Source organism: Bradyrhizobium sp. 14AA (assembly GCF_054185205.1).
The window spans coordinates 17831-34121 of record NZ_JAVAYM010000004.1 but is presented as its reverse complement, the minus strand read 5'-3'; the positions used below and the strand labels follow the sequence as shown (position 1 = coordinate 34121).

Genomic DNA, 16291 nt, shown 5'->3' with positions numbered 1-16291 from the left:
CCATGCGCCGGCAGTTCATCTCTCACGCAATCAGCACGGTTGCGCTCGCAGCGCTCGCCGTTCTTCCCGCAGTTGCCGCCGATAATGCCGCGATCAAGGAGAAGGCCGCCGTCTGTTCCGGCTGCCACGGCGAGAACGGTATCTCGCAGACCGAGAACATCCCCTCGCTGGCGGGGCAGCCCGATCAATTCATACAGTGGCAGCTCGTGTTCTTCCGCGCCGGTTCGCGCAAGAACGACCAGATGCAGCCGATCGTCGAAGAGATCACCAACGAGGACATTCGCAACTTCGGCGCCTATTTCTCGCAGATGACCCCGCCGAAGGCAGCGGAAGACACTGATCCCGACTTGTCGAAAAAGGGCGCGCAAGCTGCCGTCGGCCGGCGCTGCGCCTCATGCCACACGGACAGCTTTGCCGGCACCAAGGCGGTGGCGCGGCTTGCGGGTCAGCGCGAGGAATATCTGATCAAGGCGCTACATGATTATAAGGCGGGCGCTCGCGTGGGCGGCGGCGTCGCGGCGATGGCCGATGTCGCCTATCACATGAGCGACGAGGAAATCACGGCCGTCTCGCACTATCTGGCGTATCTCAAATAGTGCTGGGTGTCGCCGCAACCTCCATTGTCGTCCCGGCGAAGGCCCGGACCCATACCGCGTGATCCATCGGTAAGTGGAGGTTAGTACCGCGGGAAACCGAACAACTATCAGTCTTCGCCAAACTGCACCCTGTGGTTATGGGTCCCGGCCTTCGCCGGGACGACCACTGAGTGTGCGGTTAGCAAACTACCCCGCCCGCTGCTTCTCATACGCCTTCAGATGTGTGTACGCGATGCGCAGCTTCGGCACCGGCACCTTGGCGGCATCTGCACGGGCGATGAGATCGCCGATCACGTGATCGGCTTCGACCGGCAGGCCAGCCTTGATGTCGCGGAACATCGAGGCCGTCATCGGCGAGCCCTCGGCGGTCAGATTGCCCTTCACGCGCTCGAAGAACGGGCCGCCCGGCGGATAGCCTGACGCGGTGGCGATGGCGCTGGTCTCGTCCAGCATGCCGAGCAGAAAGTCCTGGCCGCCGGGTGCGGCGAGGATGTTGCCGACGGAGGTGCGCATCAGGCTGGTGCTTGCGGCGAGCGAGGAGAGGAACACCCACTTCTCCCACATGTCCTGCATGATGTTCTGGCTGGCGGTGGCGCCGTTGATGCCGCTCTTGAAGGCCTCGTCGATCGCCTTGATCCGGTCCGACAGCTTGCCGTCGCGCTCACCGTAATTGATCGACTGCATCGGCTGGAGCTGCACCACCTCGCGCTTCTCGTTCAAGGTCGCGGCAATGGCGCAGAGGCCGCCGAGCACGCGCTCCTTGCCGAACTTGCCGTCGAGCGTGTCGAGATGCTTCATGCCGTTCAGCATGGGAATGATCGACGTGTTCGGGCCGACCGCCGCCGCAAACGACTTGATGGCGTCGTCGAGGTCGAACGCCTTGCAGCTCAAGAGCACGACGTCGAATTTTTCCTTGAGTGCGTCGGCCTGCACGGTCGGCGGATTTTTCAGCGTCACATCGCCATTCGGGCTCTTGATCACGAGGCCGGCGCTCGCCAGTTCGCTGGCGCGGCGCGGCCGGACCAGGAAGGTGACGTCACGGCCGGCCTGCAACAGCCTGCCACCAAAATAGCCGCCTATGGCGCCGGCGCCGACCACGAGGATACGCATGGGATTGTCCTTATTGTTTCTTCTTGCCGCTGTCCCGGCTCCCGTGCGCAATTGCGCACTAGGCCAGGACGACACCGGAGATGATTGCTCGGTCTATCTACTATACGAAAATCACTTCCCCGATACCATCTCCTCGACCTCGCGCAGCTGCTCCTTGCCGAAGAACATCTCGTTGCCGACGAAGAAGGTCGGCGAGCCGAACGCGCCGCGGGCGACCGCCTCCTCGGTGTTCTTGATCAGTCTGCCCTTCACCTCGGGCTCCTGGGCGCGGGCGAACAGCTTTTGCGCATCGAGACCGGAGGACGCCAGCGCCTTCGCCGCGATTTCAGGATCGTCCATCTTCTTCGGCTCGCGCCACATGTGGTGGAAGGCGGCCTCGACATATTTCTCGAACACGCCCTCGAGCTGTGCCGCGATCGCGGTGCGCATCAGGTTCAGCGTGTTGACGGGGAAGTGCGGATTGAAGACGTAAGGCGCGACCTTGAAGCGCTTGATGAAGCGCTCGGTCTCGACCGCCTGGAATTCGCGCTTGTTCTTGATGCCGGCGAGCGTCTCGGCCGGCGATTTGTTGTTGGTCGACTTGAAGATGCCGCCGAGCAGGATCGGCACGTATTCGAACTTCACGCCGATGCGCTGCTCGATTGCGGGAATCGCGAGGTGGCTGAGATAGGCGTTCGGGCTGCCGAAATCGAACAGGAATTGCGGGGCTGTGCGGGCCAAAATCATTCTCCCTGACCTAGCTTTCTGAGCTGGCTTTTCATCCATTGTGGCGCAGGGCGCGCCACAGGTCTACCGTTTAATGACGGTCATAATACTTTGACGGTCAGATCAGGCGCCGAATTGCCCGCTTGCGCCACACCAGGAGGTAATAGCCCATCTGCAAGAGGAACATGGCGCAGAACACGATCGGATAGGCGGCCCACACGCCCTTCAGTCCAACGGTGCGGCTCAGGATCACCGCGGACGGCAATTCGATTGCGAGAATCGCGAAGATCGACAGCAGCATCGGCGCGAGCGCGACACCCGCAGCCCGCATCGCGCCCGAAAACACCGTCGCCAGGCCGAACGGCACCGAGCTCCACAAGGCGATGTGAAGCAATTCCTTCGCCAGGTCGAGCACGGCGCCGTCGGTGATGAAGATGCCGAGCACGACGCGCGGCGCGAGGTAGATCAGCGCCACCAAGCCGCCGGTCAGGACGATGTTGAACGCGAGACCGGTACGCACGATGCCGTCGAGCCGCGCCCTGTCGCCTTGGCCGACGGCCTGTGCGCCGAGAATCGAGACCGCGATCGAAATCGAGATCGCCGTGAACTGCGTATAGCCCATCACCTGGTTGACGGCGCCATAGGCGGCGGTGGCGTTGGATCCGTAGGCGTTGACGAGGCCGAGCAGCACCAGCTCCGCGATCGCCATCACCACCATGCCGATCGCGCTCGGCAGCCCGATGCCGAGCACTTTTCCGAGCACGGCGCGATCGAGCCGCAGGTGACGCAGCAGTGCAGCGTCCGGCGCCAGCGCGTGCTTCTTCCGCAGCAGATAGATGGCCAGCGCGATCAACGTCAGCACGTTGGCAATCGCGGTCGCCCAGGCCGGGCTGGTGATGCCGGCCGCCGGCAATCCGAGCACGCCGCGGATCAGCATCGGCGTCAGGATCAGGCCGATCGCAGTCGACATGGCCAGCGCCAGCAATGGAGTTACCGCGTCGCCGACGCCGCGGATCATCGCCGTCATCAGCAGGAAGACGAAGCCGAGTGGCATCGTCAGCAGCATGATGCGCGCATAATCACTGGCCTGGTCGAGAATGTCCGCGGGCGTTGCCAGCATCACCATCAATGGCCGGCTGAAGATCCCGCCGACCAATGCAACCGACAGCGACAGCAGCAGGCCGACCGCGAGCGTGGTGCCCACCACGTTTCTGATCCTGCCGTGCTCGCCGGCGCCGTACGCCTGGCCGATCAGCACGGTGGCGCCGGTGCTGAGGCCCATGACGAAGGCGAACAGGAAGAACATCACCGGGAAGAACGCCGACACCGCCGCCAGCGCGTCGACGCCGATCATCTGACCGAGATAGACATTGCTGACGGTGCCGAACAGCGATTGCAGCGCGTTGCTCAGCATCAACGGCGCGAGGAAGCGCAGGAATGTTTTCCAGAGCGGCGTGGCGTTGGACATGGGTTGACCTTTCATCAGGGCGTGCGAAGCCGTTGCCGCGCAATGCGCGGCTCGGCCGTCGATGGGGTTGAGTGTGAGCGCGCTCTTTAGGCGCGGTCGCTGTAGGCGAGCTTGACGATGTGGTCGCGCACGTCAGTCGGCCAATCGGCGATCAGTCCGGTGAAGCGCCGCCGGTCATCCGCGAACAGGGCGCGTGAAGCTTCCTCGAACTGCGGCAGGTTGCCGGCCATGGTCGACATGAAGTGATAGGCGGCATCGCGCGCCTGCCGCTCGCGGTCCTTGTCGCCGCTCGCGCGCCGGGCTTCGTCGACGAGCTTGCGCAGCGCGACCGAGGCGCCGCCGGGCTGGGCATTGAGCCACTCCCAGTGCCGCGGCAGCAGCGTCACCTCGCGCGCGACCACGCCGAGTTTCGGCCGGCCGCGGCCGCGCGGCTCGCTCGGTGGTGCGGTCTCCTCGACCGGGGGCGGGATCAGTTTCGCCAAGCGCGCCAGCACCTCGCGGTCCCCGCCGCGCAGATCGAAGTCGATCGACCGGCCCGTGCCGTCCTCGAAGATGATGATGGGCTCGTCCGGCCGCGGCGCCACCCGCTTGACGACCAGCGCGACCTCGCCAGCCGGCCCGGACACCAGACGGCGCTGGCCCTGAAAGGCGGTGAAAGTCTTTTGCATTGGAATCATTGCCATATTGGTGACCTTGGGTCGCCTTAATACCCGGGTAAATTAGCGGCGTCAATATACCCGGGTGAAAATATCATCCGGATGGCTCGACATTGTGTTCCCGGGCTGGCACGAACGGCCTCGGCCGACCGACCACGCCTAGCCCCGGGGACCACGCGATGCTGACCGTTCACCACCTCAACAATTCCCGCTCGCAGCGCGTGCTGTGGCTGCTCGAAGAGTTGGGCGTGCCCTATGAGATCGTGCGCTATCAGCGTCAGCCCGACATGCGCGCGCCGAAGGAGCTGCGCGCCATCCATCCGCTCGGCAAGTCGCCCGTCATCACCGACAACGGCAACACCATCGCGGAATCAGGCGCGATCATCGAATATCTCATCGCGACCTACGGCAACGGCCGGCTGATCCCGCCGCCGAACACGCCGGAGCGGCTGCGCTTCACCTACTGGCTGCACTATGCCGAGGGCTCGGCGATGCAGCCGCTGTTGCTCAAGCTGCTGTTCACGCTGATGCCGAAGCGCGCGCCGGCGCTGCTTCGCCCGCTGGTGCGCAAGGTCTGCAACCAGGCGCTGACCGCGCTGGTCAATCCGCAGCTCAAGCAGCACATGGATTATTGGGAAGGCGAGCTTGGTAAGACCGAGTGGTTCGCCGGCAACGACTTCACCGCCGCCGACATCCAGATGAGCTTCCCGCTCGAAGCCGCGCAAGCGCGCGGTGGGCTGGAGCAGGGTCATCCCAAGGCGATGGCGTTCCTGGAGCGCATCCATGCGCGGCCGGCTTACGCGCGTGCGCTGGAGAAGGGCGGGCCGTATCAGGTGGGGCGGTAGTTAGTCCCGTCATTCCGGGATGGTGCGAAGCACCAGACCTCAGGTGCGCAATCGCGCACCTGAGGATCTCGAGGTTGTGGCGCGAGATTCCCCGGTGCGCAATTGCGCACCATAGTTCGATGCTTCGCATCGCCCCGGGATGACAGTGTGACTAGTTCGCGTGCAGCACGCGTCCCCGCGTTTCCGGCAGCGCGAATGCGGCGATGAAGAACAGCGCGTAGGCCACCACCGCGAAGATCGCGATCGCGTTCGCAAGCGACGTCGTCGCCGACAGCGCACCGACGAGGAACGGAAACAGCGCGCCGATGCCGCGACCGAAATTGTAGCAGAAGCCCTGGCCGGAACCGCGCAGCCGGGTCGGATAGAGCTCGGTCAGGAATGCGCCGATGCCTGAGAAGTAGCCCGAGGCGAAGAAGCCGAGCGGGAAACCGAGCACCCACAGGATCTCGTTGGTGAGCGGCAGCTGCGTGTAGAGCAGCACCACGGCCATGGCGCCGATCGAGAAGATCAGGAACAGGTTGCGCCGTCCGATCCGGTCGGCGAGCCACGCGCCGGTGAGATAGCCGATGAAGGAGCCGATGATCAGCGTCGCCAGATAGCCGGTCGAGCCGACGACCGACAGATGCCGCTCCTTGGTCAGGAATTGCGGCACCCAGAAGGTGACGGCGTAGTAGCCGCCCTGGCAGCCTGTCGCCATCAGCGACGCAAGCACCGTGGTCTTCACGATCGGGAAGGTGAATATCTCCCAGAGTTTCGGATGGCTGCCCGTTTCGGCGTGCCTGGCGCGTGCCTCGGCTGCGATCTCCGGCTCGGTGACGGAGCGGCGGATGTAGAACACCAGCAGCGCCGGCAGTGCGCCGATCACGAACATCCAGCGCCACGCCGTCTCTGCCGGCAGAAGCGAGAACAGGATCGCCTGCGACAGCACGGCGAGACCCCAGCCGACGGCCCAGCCGGACTGCACCGAGCCGACCGCGCGTCCGCGATATTGCGGCCGGATCGCCTCGCCCATCAGCACGGCGCCCGCCGCCCATTCGCCGCCGAAGCCGAGACCGAGCACGGCGCGCGCGATCAGCAGCTGGTCGAAATTCTGCACGACGGCGCAGACCAGCGAAAAGAACGAGAACCAGATGATGGTGATCTGGAGCGTCCTCACTCGTCCGATATGGTCGGAGAGATAACCGCCGAGCCAGCCGCCGATGGCGGAAGCCAGCAGCGTCACCGTGCCGGCAAGGCCGGCCGAGGCCGCATCGACCTTCCACAGCGCGATGATGGTGCCGATCACCAGCGGATAGATCATGAAGTCCATGCCGTCGAGCGCCCAGCCCGCGGCGCAGGCCCAGAACGTCCGGCGCTCGGCGCCGTTCATGTCGCGATAGAAGGCGAGAAGGCTGGTGTCCTCGATCTCCGCGCGCTCGATGCGCTGGTTCGGATCGGCGGTGGTCATGTGCGTTTCCCCGGCAGTTTCTTGGTGCTGCGGTGGTAGCACGCGCGGTGGCCTGCGCAAGCCGCGGCAGGTCCGCTCGCCATGCAGGGACAGAGTTACTGCCCTGCTGCCTCCGCACCGCGCGTGCGCGGGTCGGGCGCGCCGAGAGGACCGCTCGGCGTCACGAGAATCGAATTGGCCGATGTCTGTCCCATCGGCTCGACGATGACGTGGTTCATTGCCTTCAGCTCGAACAGGACATCGTCGGGAAAGCCGCGCTCGATGCGCACCTCGTCCGGCAACCATTGGTGATGCAGCCGCGGGGCGGCGACGGCGGCGGCGACATCCATTTTGTAATCGAGCACGTTGACCATCACCTGAAGCACGGTGGAGATGATGCGGCTGCCGCCGGGCGAACCCGTCACCAGCACCGGCTTGCCGTCCTTCAGGACGATGGTCGGGGACATCGAGGACAGCGGACGTTTGCCGGGCCCGGGCAGATTGGGCTCGAAGCCGACGAGGCCGTAGGCGTTGGAAGCACCGACCGCCGCGGTGAAATCGTCGAGCTCGTTGTTGAGCAGCACGCCGGTGCCATCGGCGACGAGGCCGACGCCGTAGCTGAAGTTCAGCGTATAGGTGTTGCTGACGGCATTGCCGCGGGCATCGACCACGGAGTAATGCGTGGTGTTGCTGCCTTCGCGCGGCGAGGGGGCGGCGGCAACGAGCTCTTTCGACGGGGTGGCGCGATCGATAGAGATACCCGCGCGCAGCTTGGCGGCGTAGTCCTTTGCGGTGAGCGTCTCGATCGGCGCGTTGACGAAGGCGGGATCGCCGAGATAGCGCGCGCGGTCCGCGTAGGCGCGCTTCATGGCCTCGATCAGCAGATGCAGCGATGCCGGCGAGCCCTGCTTCAGATCGCCCAGCTGAAAGCCTTCGAGGATGTTGAGCGTCTCCACCAGCACCACGCCGCCGGACGAAGGCAGCGGCATCGACACGATATCGTAGCCGCGATAGGTGCCGCGCACCGGCGTGCGGATCACCGCCCGATAGGTCTTCAGATCGTCCGGCGTCATGATGCCGCCCGCATCGGCCAGCGCCTTGGCAAGCTTGTCCGCAACGGGTCCTTCATAGAAGCCGCGCGGTCCTTGTGCGGCGATGGCCGACAGCGTTTCGGCAAGGTCGCTCTGAATCAGCCGGTCGCCCTCGCCGAGCGGCGTGCCGTCAGGTCGTGAAAAAATCCGGGCCGAGGAGGGCCAGCGTGCCACTCGCCGATGCCAGCCCGGCAGCGTGTCGGCGATGTCGTCGCTGACGATGAAGCCGTCGCGGGCAAGCGCAATGGCGGGCTCGAGCAACTGAGCCAGCGTGAACTGGCCGGAGCCGTATTTCTCCAGCGCCAGGGAAAGACCGGCAACGGTGCCGGGGACGCCGACCCCGAGTGCGGAATCACGCGACTTCGCTGGATCAGGTTTGCCGTCCGCGCCGAGAAAGATCTGCGGCGTGGTCGCGGCCGGCGCGGTCTCGCGGTAATCGATCGTGATGTCTTCCTTGCGATCGGCGGAATGGATCACCATGAAGCCGCCGCCGCCGATATTGCCGGCACGCGGATAGGTCACCGCCATTGCAAAGCCGGTCGCGACCGCGGCATCGACCGCATTGCCGCCCCGCCGCAGGATATCGGCGCCGACCCGCGCGGAGATCTTCTCCTGCGCCACGACCATGCCGTGCTCGGCGGGAACGGCGTGCACCATGTCGAGCGCGGGCGGCACATAGGCCCGCCGTGCATCCTGCGCGGTCGCCGGTGCAAGACCGAACGCCAGAGTGGCAATGAAGGCGAAAAATGTCCGCCGTGTCGAATATGACGACATCATCAAATTTCCGCCGTGGCTTCGGGCCAGTTCACACGCGTCACCGCAATGCTATACGGTTTGCTCGGAGTGAGGCAAAACTGTTCGTGATGGGGACTGCGGAATGACGACGATCGCCCAGGATGCACGCATGGCCGGCGTGGAGCGGACCTATCCGCCGCGCGCCGCCGTCGTCAGCTGGATTTTCTTCGACTGGGCCGCGCAGCCCTATTTCACCTTGATCACGACCTTCGTGTTCGCGCCCTATTTCGCCACCAGCATCGCGCCCGATCCTGCGACCGGCCAGTCGCTGTGGGGCTTTGCGATGGCCGCCGCGGGTCTTGCGATCGCGCTGCTGTCGCCGGTGCTGGGGGCCATCGCGGATGCTTCAGGCCGCCGGAAACCGTGGATTGCGGGGTTCGGCGCCGTCCTGGTGCTGGCGTCCTGCACGCTGTGGATCGGCAAGCCCGGCGATCCCTCGATCATTCCGCCGCTGCTCACCGCGGTTGCGCTCGCCAGCGTCGGCGCGGAATTCGCCACCGTCTTCAATAATGCGATGATGCCGACGCTGGTGCCGCCGGAGCGCATCGGCCGGCTCTCCGGCACCGGCTGGGCGACGGGTTATGTCGGCGGTATCGTCAGCCTGATCATCGTGCTCGGCCTGCTCGCGGCCAATCCCGCGACCGGGCGTACGCTGCTCGGCCTCACGCCATTGTTCGGGCTCGATCCTGCCAGCCATCAGGGCGATCGCGCCGCGGGTCCGTTGACTGGGCTGTGGTTCATCATCTTCGTGACTCCGATGTTCCTGTTCACGCCGGATTATCCGGCGAAGCGACCGCTGGGCGCGGCGCTGCGCGAAGGCCTGTCGGAGTTGAAGCAATCGATCAGGAGCTTGCCGCAGCAGAAATCGCTCGCGGCGTTCCTCCTTGCCAACATGATCTACACCGACGGCCTGGTGTCGCTGTTCGCCTTCGGCGGCATCTATGCCGCGGGAACGTTCGGCTGGCATACGATCCAGATCGGTACCTTCGGCATCCTGCTCGCGATTGCCGGTGCGTTCGGCGCCTGGCTTGGCGGCAAGCTCGATGATCGTCTCGGGCCGAAGCGCGTCATCGCCGGAAGCATGCTGATCCTGCTGCTGTCGGTGGCAGGGATCCTTCTGGTCGACAGGGATTCGATCTTCTTCATCAAGGTCGCGCCACCGGTGCCCGATGGTGCGCTGTTCGCCGCCGCCGCGGAGCGCGCCTATGTCGTGCTGGGCTGCCTCATCGGTGCCGCCGGCGGGCCGCTCCAGGCCGCTTCGCGTTCGCTGCTGATCCGCCTCGCGCCGAAGGATCGTATCGCGCAATATTTCGGCCTGTTCGCGCTGACCGGCAAGGTGACGTCCTTCATCGGACCGTTGTTGATCGGCGTGATTACCGCCGCGACCGCAAGCCAGAAGGCCGGCATGGCCGTGCTGGTGGTGTTCTTCGTCGCGGGGCTGGGGTTGTTGATGCGGGTGAAGGACTAGCACAACCCCGATGTCGTCCCGGCGAAGGCCGGGACCCATAACCACAGGGAGTGGTTATAGGACCAGCTCGTAACTCCGAGTCTTCTCAAACAGCTACTGCTGCGGCGTATGGGTCCCGGCCTTCGCCGGGACGACCCGTTGAGAGTTCAGCGCACCAAACTCAGTGCCTGAAGTGCCGCGTGCCCGTGAACACCATGGCGATGCCGTGCTCGTCGGCGGCCTTGATCACCTCGTCGTCGCGCATCGAGCCGCCGGGCTGCACCACGGCGGTGGCGCCGGCTTCGATGCAGGCGAGCATGCCGTCGGCGAACGGGAAGAACGCATCCGACGCCACGACCGAGCCCTTGGTGAGCGGCTCGGCGAGCTTGAGCTCGTTCGCCGCGTCCAGGGCTTTCCGTGCAGCAATCCGCGCTGAGTCCACCCGGCTCATCTGGCCCGCGCCGATGCCGACGGTGGCGAGATCCTTGGCGTAGATGATGGTGTTGGATTTGACGTGCTTTGCGACCCGGAACGCAAACTTCAGGTCGCGCATCTCCGCGTCAGTGGGCGCGCGCTTGGTCACGACCTTGAAGGTCATGTCGTCGACCACGGCGTTGTCGCGGCTCTGAACCAGGAGGCCGCCAGCGACCGTCTTGGCGGTGAGGCCGGGTGCGCGGGGATCGGGCAGGCTGCCGGCAAGCAGCAGGCGCAGATTCTTCTTCCCGCCAATGATGGCGATCGCCTCCTCGGTGGCGTCGGGTGCGATGATCACTTCGGTGAAGATCTTCGTGATCTCGCGCGCGGTGTCGGCGTCGAGCGCGCGGTTCATCGCGATGATGCCGCCAAAGGCCGAGGTGGAGTCGCAGGCCAGCGCCTTGCGATAGGCCTCGACGAGGTTCGCGCCTTCCGCGACGCCGCAGGGATTGGCGTGCTTGACGATGACGCAGGCCGCGGTGCGCTTGGTGTCGAACTCGCCGATGCATTCATAGGCCGCATCGGTGTCGTTGATGTTGTTGTAGGAGAGCTCCTTGCCCTGCATCTGCCGCGCGGTGGAGACGCCCGGGCGCTTGTCGGGCGTCGCGTAGAATGCCGCGGTCTGGTGCGGGTTCTCGCCGTAGCGCAGCGACTGGATCAGTCTGCCGCCGAAGGCGCGGAAGTCGGGCGCGTCGATCTCGAGCTGCCGGTTGAACCAGTTCGAGATCGCGGCGTCATACGCGCCCGTGCGCGCATAGGCCTTTGCGGCAAGCCGGCGGCGCAGCTTCAGCGTGGTCGCGCCGTTGTTGGCGGCGAGCTCGTCGAGCACGGCCTTGTAGTCCTCGGCCTCGACGACGACGGCGACGTCGTCATGGTTCTTCGCGGCGGCGCGGATCATCGCTGGGCCGCCGATGTCGATGTTCTCGATGCAATCCTCGAAGCCCGCGCCTTTGTCGACGGTCGCCTCGAACGGATAGAGATTGACGACCAGGAGGTCGATCGGCGCGATGCCGTGCGCCTTCATCGCTTCCGCGTGTTCCTTGTTGTCGCGGATCGCGAGCAGGCCGCCATGCACCTTCGGGTGCAGCGTCTTGACGCGGCCGTCCATCATCTCGGGAAAGCCGGTGAGGTCGGAGACGTCCTTCACCTTGAGGCCGGCCGCGGCGATCGCCTTGGCGGTGCCGCCGGTCGAGACCAGCTCGACATCGTGGGCGGCAAGCGCCTTTGCGAATTCGATCAGGCCGGTCTTGTCGGAAACGGAAAGCAGGGCGCGGGTGACGCGGCGGGGATGGTCAGTCATGAGCAAGATCCTCTGTCTTAAGGAGTGTCTATGCCCAGGCGCGCGGCTTCTATGTCCCGCGCTTCCCGATGGTGCTCCATCCAAGGTCGCCAGTCGCGCGAGCGAGGGCTCGATAGCAGCTTTCGGCCGTTTTCACAACGACGAGATGGGGCCGAATGGCGCGGGTTTACAGCGGAAGTTCCGGCTCCCGACGCGCATTTCGGCGGGCATTGGTCACCGCCGGCGAGGCGGTGGAACGCACGAAACTCCAGCGGATCGAGGGCGCCTGGCGGGCGTCCTGGCGGATCACGATCTGCGCGGTGCGGCGCGGACCGTCATTGCCGGCCAGGAACACGCTGTCCTCGAGGTCGACCTTGTCGTCGAGCGCCTCGAAGGTCCAGACGTCGCGGTTGGGCAGCACCAGCATCACGCCGCGGGCATCGGACAGCCGGCTCGCCTTCACCGCCGGATGCAGATGGAAGCGCACCGCGAAATCGGCATCCGCGCCCTTGAAACGTCCGCCCTGCGGCGGCGACAGCGTGTCCTCGCCGTCGATGCGCGCGCCATCATTGGCGATCATCAGCACGCGGCGGTGGATCGCGCCGAATTTGGCGAGATAGCCGTCATGCGAGGTCGTGAGCAGCGTGCCGTTCTGCACGATTTCGCGATAGCTCTCGACCTCGACGGGCCCGCTGGTGACGGGCGCGCCATGCAGGAGGCGCTTCATCGCCGACATCTCGACGAACTGGCATGAGGAGGTGCCGTGATAGGTGAGCGTCGAATGCGCCGCGGTGCCGCGCGCGAACGGCCGCCAATTGTCGCGGCCCGTGGTCGGCATGCCGCAATTGGTGACGATGCGGCTGATGCCGGAAGACAGTTCGAACGACAGGCAGCCGGCATGGGCGTCGTGGCTGATTCCGGCCGGCGGCGGCGGGCCGGTGTCGATGATCACGGTGGTCTGGCCGGCATCGAGGCGCTGGAAGCCGGTATGCGGCATGTTCGCCATCGGCGCGCCGTGGGTATCGTCATAGGCGAGCAGCGTGGCGAGCAGGTCCGAAGGCGTCGCGCTCATGCCGTTGAACAGCGCGAAATTGCCGTCGCCGTGCCGGAAGAAGCGCAGCATCGGCATCATGCGGTCGATCGCGTTGAGCAGCGCCGGCGGCGGCGCGATGTTGCGCGCGGCGAAGGTCTGCCGCAGTGGCAACAGGTCGATCAGGAGCTCGATCAGCGCGCCCGGATTGCGCGAAACATGTCCGCCATCAGGCAGGATCTGCCGCTGCAATTCGTCCGAAAGCTTTTTCGACGCGTTGCGGATGTGACGGGCCTGGTTGGCGAGGCAGAGCGTCGTGTAGCACAGCGCGATCAGCACCTGCAGCTTCGGCACCCCGTCCGGGATGTTGACCATGGTGTAGCGCAGGAAGCGGATCTCGCGCGCCAGGGCACGCAAATAGCGGCGATAGAATTTGTTGTCGGTGTCGTTGAGCACCAGGGGCGCCTGCGACAGCAGCGAGATCACGCGCCGGGCCAGCACGTCGGCGCGGCGCGCGACGGGGCGGCGCTTGTTGGCGGGGTTGGCGATCCAGTCCTCGATGAGCGCGCGCGCATTGGCCCGCGTCAGCGCGGTGTCGGCGGCGCGCAAATGGCGCAGCCAGCCGAAGCCGAGCAGCGCGACCTCCCAATCCTCCGACGGCGGCTCGAGGTCGAAGATCGAGCGGCCGTGGCAATTGACGATCTTGCCGGCGAAGACGAAGCGGCCGGCATAGATCTCGGCGGCGCGGGTCGCGTCGGCCGTGCGCAGGTCGTGCGGCGCGATGATCAGCCGGTCGGTGCGGCCGGGCCAGACCCGCGACAGCGCGACGGAGCCGCCGCTCGCACGCGCGAGCATGTTCCGCGCGAAGCGGTTCATGACCAGCGTCGAGATACGTCTGCGTTGAGCGACCGACACGCCTTGCCTTGTAAGGGGGGAGAGGATTCCGACGAATCCTTATTAATCTCAAAATCGGACGGCTGACACCACCCTGAACGGCGCGAATCAGCGTCGTGGTTGCAAAATCCAGTGCAAAATCAGGATTTAACGAGCCGGGCCGCGAAAAATCCGTCGAGCCCGCCGAGCTTGGGATCGGCGTTCGGCAGATGGCTGGGCAGGGTGCGAAGGTCGCCGTCGGCGGTGAGGATTTCGTCGAGGCCCGCGACCTCCGACGCCTCGATCGGCACCCGGCGAAGTGCAGGCTCTGCGGCCAGCAGCGTTGCCACGGCCTGCTCGCCTTCCTCGGGTTCCAGCGAACAGGTGCAATAGACCAGCGTCCCGCCCCGCTTGAGCAACGACACCGATTTTTTCAGCAGCCGCTGCTGGAGCGCGGTCATGGCGGTGACGTCGGATTCCTGCCGCAGCCATGCCACGTCGGGATGACGGCGGATCGTGCCGGTCGAGGTGCAGGGCGCATCGATCAGGATGCCGTCGAAGGCACCAGTCGGGCCGGCCCACTCCACGGCGTCGGCAACGACAGTTTCCGCCTGGAGCGACAGCCGCGTCAGGTTTTCGCGCAGCCGCGCCACCCGGGCGGGCGAGCGGTCGATCGCCGTGACCTGCGCGCCTGATAGCACCAGTTGCGCGGTCTTGCCGCCGGGGGCGGCGCAGAGATCGGCAATGGACTTGCCCTTGATGTCGCCGAACAGCCGGGCCGGCAGCGCGGCCGCGGCATCCTGCACCCACCATTGTCCCTCGGCGAATCCGGGCAGCATGGTCACCGAGCCGTGCAACAGCATCCGCACCGTTCCGGTCGGCAGCGTCTCGCCGTGCAGGCGGCTCGCCCATTGCGCGGCGTCCGACTTCACGGTGAGGTCGAGCGAGGGCTCGTGACCGAGCGCCAGCGCCATGTCCCGTGTGGTCGCCTCGCCATAATGCGCGCTCCAGCGCGCGAGCAGCCAGGGCGGTAGATCCAGCGATTGCGCGGCAACTTCCTCGACCAGCGCCTGGCCCTCGCGCGCGCAGCGGCGCAGCACGGCGTTGACGAGGCCGGCATAGCGCGCCGCGCGCCGGTCGGATTGCACGAGGCGAACCGAGAGATCGACGGCGGCGTGATCGGGCACGTCCATCCAGAGGATCTGCGCGGCGCCGATCAGCAGCGCGCTCTGCGCGCGCGGTGCGTCGGAGGGAATGCCCTTGTCGAGCAGGCGGGAGAGCACATGGCCGAGCGTGCCGAGCCGGCGCAGCACGGTCGCGACCAGACGCCGCATCAGCGCGCGGTCGCGGTCGGCGAGCGTCTTCAATCCGGGATGGGCGCCGCTGCCGTCGAGCTGGTCGTCGAGCGTGCGGTGCTTGTGCAGCACGCCGTCGACGATGTCGGCGGCAATCCGCCGTGCCGCAAGGCCAGGCACTTCGGACGGAGGGGCAAAACGTTGGGATGGCATGCAGTAGCAAGGTTCTGAGCTAGCGGCAGTTCCGCCGCAATGGGCGCATGCCTTGAGAAAGCGATCTCTGGCACGCGAATATGCCAAATGTAAGAATCGCTTGCGGGATTTTCAGCCCTCTGGGCCGATTTCAGGAATGCGTTATTGGACGTCGCGCCGCGCCTCGTCCTGCGCTAGAAAGCCGGGCGATGACCGACCAGCCCCCCGCTCCCGACCGCAAGCAGCTCACACCGGCCGCCCAGCGCGCGCTCGCCGAAGCCGAGGCGCGCCGGCAGGCCGCGGCCGATGCCAAGGCGGCGCCGAAGGAGCTGCAGGGGCCGAAGGGACCCGAGCCCACCCGCTACGGCGACTGGGAGCGCAAGGGCATCGCCTCCGACTTCTGAACCCGCGGTGGCTGGAAGGCGTCCGCCTCGCCACTACAGATAATGATTGTCCCTGAGATAATTGACGATGCGCTCGCACGCCGCATCGGTCGACAGTTCGATGTGTCGATGGTGATGATGCCGTGCCGGAGATTGTCGCCGTCGAGCAGTGCGGCCGAGTTTGGCAAGCCTGCGGTCGACGGCGATCGTCGATTTGCCGGCACCGCTGAGTCCCGTGAACCAGAGCACGCAGGGCCGCTGCTGCTTCAGCCGTGCTCGCACGGACTTGTCGACGGCAAGCCGCTGCCAATGAATATTGGTGGCGCGGCGCAGTGAAAGATCGATCATTCCCGCCGCGGCCGCGCGGTGGCTGATCGGATCGATCAGAATGAAGCTGCCCATGTCGCGGTCGTCGCGATAGGCCTCGAACACCAGCGGGCGGTCGAGGCTGAGATGGACGTAGCCGATCTGGTTGGCGGCAATCGCGGGGGGCCTCGTGATAGGACATCAGAAATAGCCTTCCGCTTTCTTGCGCTCCATCGGCGCGGGACCGTCCCGGTCGATCATGCGTCCCTCTGCAACTGGAGGAGCGTCGTGCTTGCGGGTTCCCCCGACTCAGCCCTAGC

At 65.8% G+C, this 16291-nt stretch carries 13 protein-coding genes, 1 pseudogene and 1 riboswitch; of the genes and pseudogenes, 4 read left to right on the top strand and 10 right to left on the bottom strand.

Annotation, left to right across the window (positions count from 1 at the left end):
- Positions 1–2: 2 nt before the first annotated feature.
- Positions 3–596 carry a c-type cytochrome gene (locus RAD15_RS10125; protein WP_458176857.1) on the top strand — a complete coding sequence of 198 codons (594 nt, stop codon included), beginning with the start codon at positions 3–5 and terminating at the stop codon, positions 594–596.
- Positions 597–782: 186 nt separating this feature from the next.
- On the opposite strand, the gene panE is transcribed toward RAD15_RS10125, so the two are convergent.
- The 4 genes from panE to RAD15_RS10105 all read right to left on the bottom strand — a co-directional run bounded on the left by panE (position 783) and on the right by RAD15_RS10105 (position 4562).
- Entirely contained in the window at positions 783–1706 is a 924-nt protein-coding gene (gene panE, locus RAD15_RS10120) for a 2-dehydropantoate 2-reductase (RefSeq protein ID WP_458176855.1), read from the bottom strand.
- 111 nt (positions 1707–1817) lie between these two features.
- On the bottom strand, positions 1818–2426 hold the full coding sequence (locus RAD15_RS10115; RefSeq protein ID WP_458176853.1) for a 2-hydroxychromene-2-carboxylate isomerase: 609 nt from the start codon (positions 2424–2426) through the stop codon (positions 1818–1820).
- A gap of 103 nt (positions 2427–2529) precedes the next feature.
- Complete coding sequence (locus tag RAD15_RS10110) at positions 2530–3879, bottom strand: MATE family efflux transporter (RefSeq protein WP_458176851.1); 1350 nt, start codon at positions 3877–3879, stop codon at positions 2530–2532.
- An 86-nt stretch (positions 3880–3965) separates the two neighbouring features.
- Positions 3966–4562: a DUF2239 family protein gene (locus RAD15_RS10105; RefSeq protein ID WP_458176849.1), complete on the bottom strand. Its 597-nt coding sequence runs from the start codon at positions 4560–4562 to the stop codon at positions 3966–3968.
- A gap of 152 nt (positions 4563–4714) precedes the next feature.
- On the opposite strand from RAD15_RS10105, the gene RAD15_RS10100 reads away from it, so the two are divergent.
- Complete coding sequence (locus RAD15_RS10100; protein ID WP_458176847.1) at positions 4715–5380, top strand: glutathione S-transferase family protein; 666 nt, start codon at positions 4715–4717, stop codon at positions 5378–5380.
- Positions 5381–5531: 151 nt separating this feature from the next.
- Here RAD15_RS10100 and RAD15_RS10095 read toward each other — a convergent pair whose 3' ends face one another.
- Positions 5532–6827 carry an MFS transporter gene (locus RAD15_RS10095; RefSeq protein ID WP_458176845.1) on the bottom strand — a complete coding sequence of 432 codons (1296 nt, stop codon included), beginning with the start codon at positions 6825–6827 and terminating at the stop codon, positions 5532–5534.
- Between the two features lie 95 nt (positions 6828–6922).
- Complete coding sequence (gene ggt / locus RAD15_RS10090; RefSeq protein ID WP_458176844.1) at positions 6923–8674, bottom strand: gamma-glutamyltransferase; 1752 nt, start codon at positions 8672–8674, stop codon at positions 6923–6925.
- A 100-nt stretch (positions 8675–8774) separates the two neighbouring features.
- Between ggt and RAD15_RS10085 the strand changes: the two genes are divergently transcribed.
- Complete coding sequence (locus RAD15_RS10085) at positions 8775–10160, top strand: MFS transporter (protein WP_458176842.1); 1386 nt, start codon at positions 8775–8777, stop codon at positions 10158–10160.
- Positions 10161–10320: 160 nt separating this feature from the next.
- Here RAD15_RS10085 and purH read toward each other — a convergent pair whose 3' ends face one another.
- The 3 genes from purH to RAD15_RS10070 form a co-directional block, all read right to left on the bottom strand.
- Complete coding sequence (gene purH, locus RAD15_RS10080) at positions 10321–11913, bottom strand: bifunctional phosphoribosylaminoimidazolecarboxamide formyltransferase/IMP cyclohydrolase (protein WP_458176840.1); 1593 nt, start codon at positions 11911–11913, stop codon at positions 10321–10323.
- A 25-nt stretch (positions 11914–11938) separates the two neighbouring features.
- Positions 11939–12020: riboswitch (ZMP/ZTP riboswitch) on the bottom strand.
- Positions 12021–12079: 59 nt separating this feature from the next.
- Positions 12080–13798, bottom strand: a complete 1719-nt coding sequence (locus RAD15_RS10075) for a heparinase II/III family protein (protein ID WP_458176839.1) — start codon at positions 13796–13798, stop codon at positions 12080–12082.
- Positions 13799–13956: 158 nt separating this feature from the next.
- Positions 13957–15303, bottom strand: coding sequence for an RsmB/NOP family class I SAM-dependent RNA methyltransferase (locus tag RAD15_RS10070; protein WP_458176837.1), 1347 nt, complete (start codon positions 15301–15303; stop codon positions 13957–13959).
- Between the two features lie 188 nt (positions 15304–15491).
- Between RAD15_RS10070 and RAD15_RS10065 the strand changes: the two genes are divergently transcribed.
- Complete coding sequence (locus tag RAD15_RS10065; protein ID WP_458176835.1) at positions 15492–15686, top strand: DUF1674 domain-containing protein; 195 nt, start codon at positions 15492–15494, stop codon at positions 15684–15686.
- 116 nt (positions 15687–15802) lie between these two features.
- Here RAD15_RS10065 and RAD15_RS10060 read toward each other — a convergent pair.
- Positions 15803–16142, bottom strand: a pseudogene (locus RAD15_RS10060) (elongation factor 1-alpha C-terminal domain-related protein); the annotation flags it as partial.
- Between the last annotated feature and the right edge of the window lie 149 nt (positions 16143–16291).

What these genes read in the sequence shown, in the direction of transcription:
- RAD15_RS10125 (WP_458176857.1), top strand. Translation starts at nt 3, where the DNA reads ATGCGCCGGCAGTTCATCTCTCACGCAATCAGCACGGTTGCGCTCGCA.
- panE (WP_458176855.1), bottom strand. Translation starts at nt 1,706, where the DNA reads ATGCGTATCCTCGTGGTCGGCGCCGGCGCCATAGGCGGCTATTTTGGT.
- RAD15_RS10110 (WP_458176851.1), bottom strand. Translation starts at nt 3,879, where the DNA reads ATGTCCAACGCCACGCCGCTCTGGAAAACATTCCTGCGCTTCCTCGCG.
- RAD15_RS10105 (WP_458176849.1), bottom strand. Translation starts at nt 4,562, where the DNA reads ATGGCAATGATTCCAATGCAAAAGACTTTCACCGCCTTTCAGGGCCAG.
- RAD15_RS10100 (WP_458176847.1), top strand. Translation starts at nt 4,715, where the DNA reads ATGCTGACCGTTCACCACCTCAACAATTCCCGCTCGCAGCGCGTGCTG.
- RAD15_RS10095 (WP_458176845.1), bottom strand. Translation starts at nt 6,827, where the DNA reads ATGACCACCGCCGATCCGAACCAGCGCATCGAGCGCGCGGAGATCGAG.
- ggt (WP_458176844.1), bottom strand. Translation starts at nt 8,674, where the DNA reads ATGATGTCGTCATATTCGACACGGCGGACATTTTTCGCCTTCATTGCC.
- RAD15_RS10085 (WP_458176842.1), top strand. Translation starts at nt 8,775, where the DNA reads ATGACGACGATCGCCCAGGATGCACGCATGGCCGGCGTGGAGCGGACC.
- purH (WP_458176840.1), bottom strand. Translation starts at nt 11,913, where the DNA reads ATGACTGACCATCCCCGCCGCGTCACCCGCGCCCTGCTTTCCGTTTCC.
- RAD15_RS10075 (WP_458176839.1), bottom strand. Translation starts at nt 13,798, where the DNA reads ATGAACCGCTTCGCGCGGAACATGCTCGCGCGTGCGAGCGGCGGCTCC.
- RAD15_RS10070 (WP_458176837.1), bottom strand. Translation starts at nt 15,303, where the DNA reads ATGCCATCCCAACGTTTTGCCCCTCCGTCCGAAGTGCCTGGCCTTGCG.
- RAD15_RS10065 (WP_458176835.1), top strand. Translation starts at nt 15,492, where the DNA reads ATGACCGACCAGCCCCCCGCTCCCGACCGCAAGCAGCTCACACCGGCC.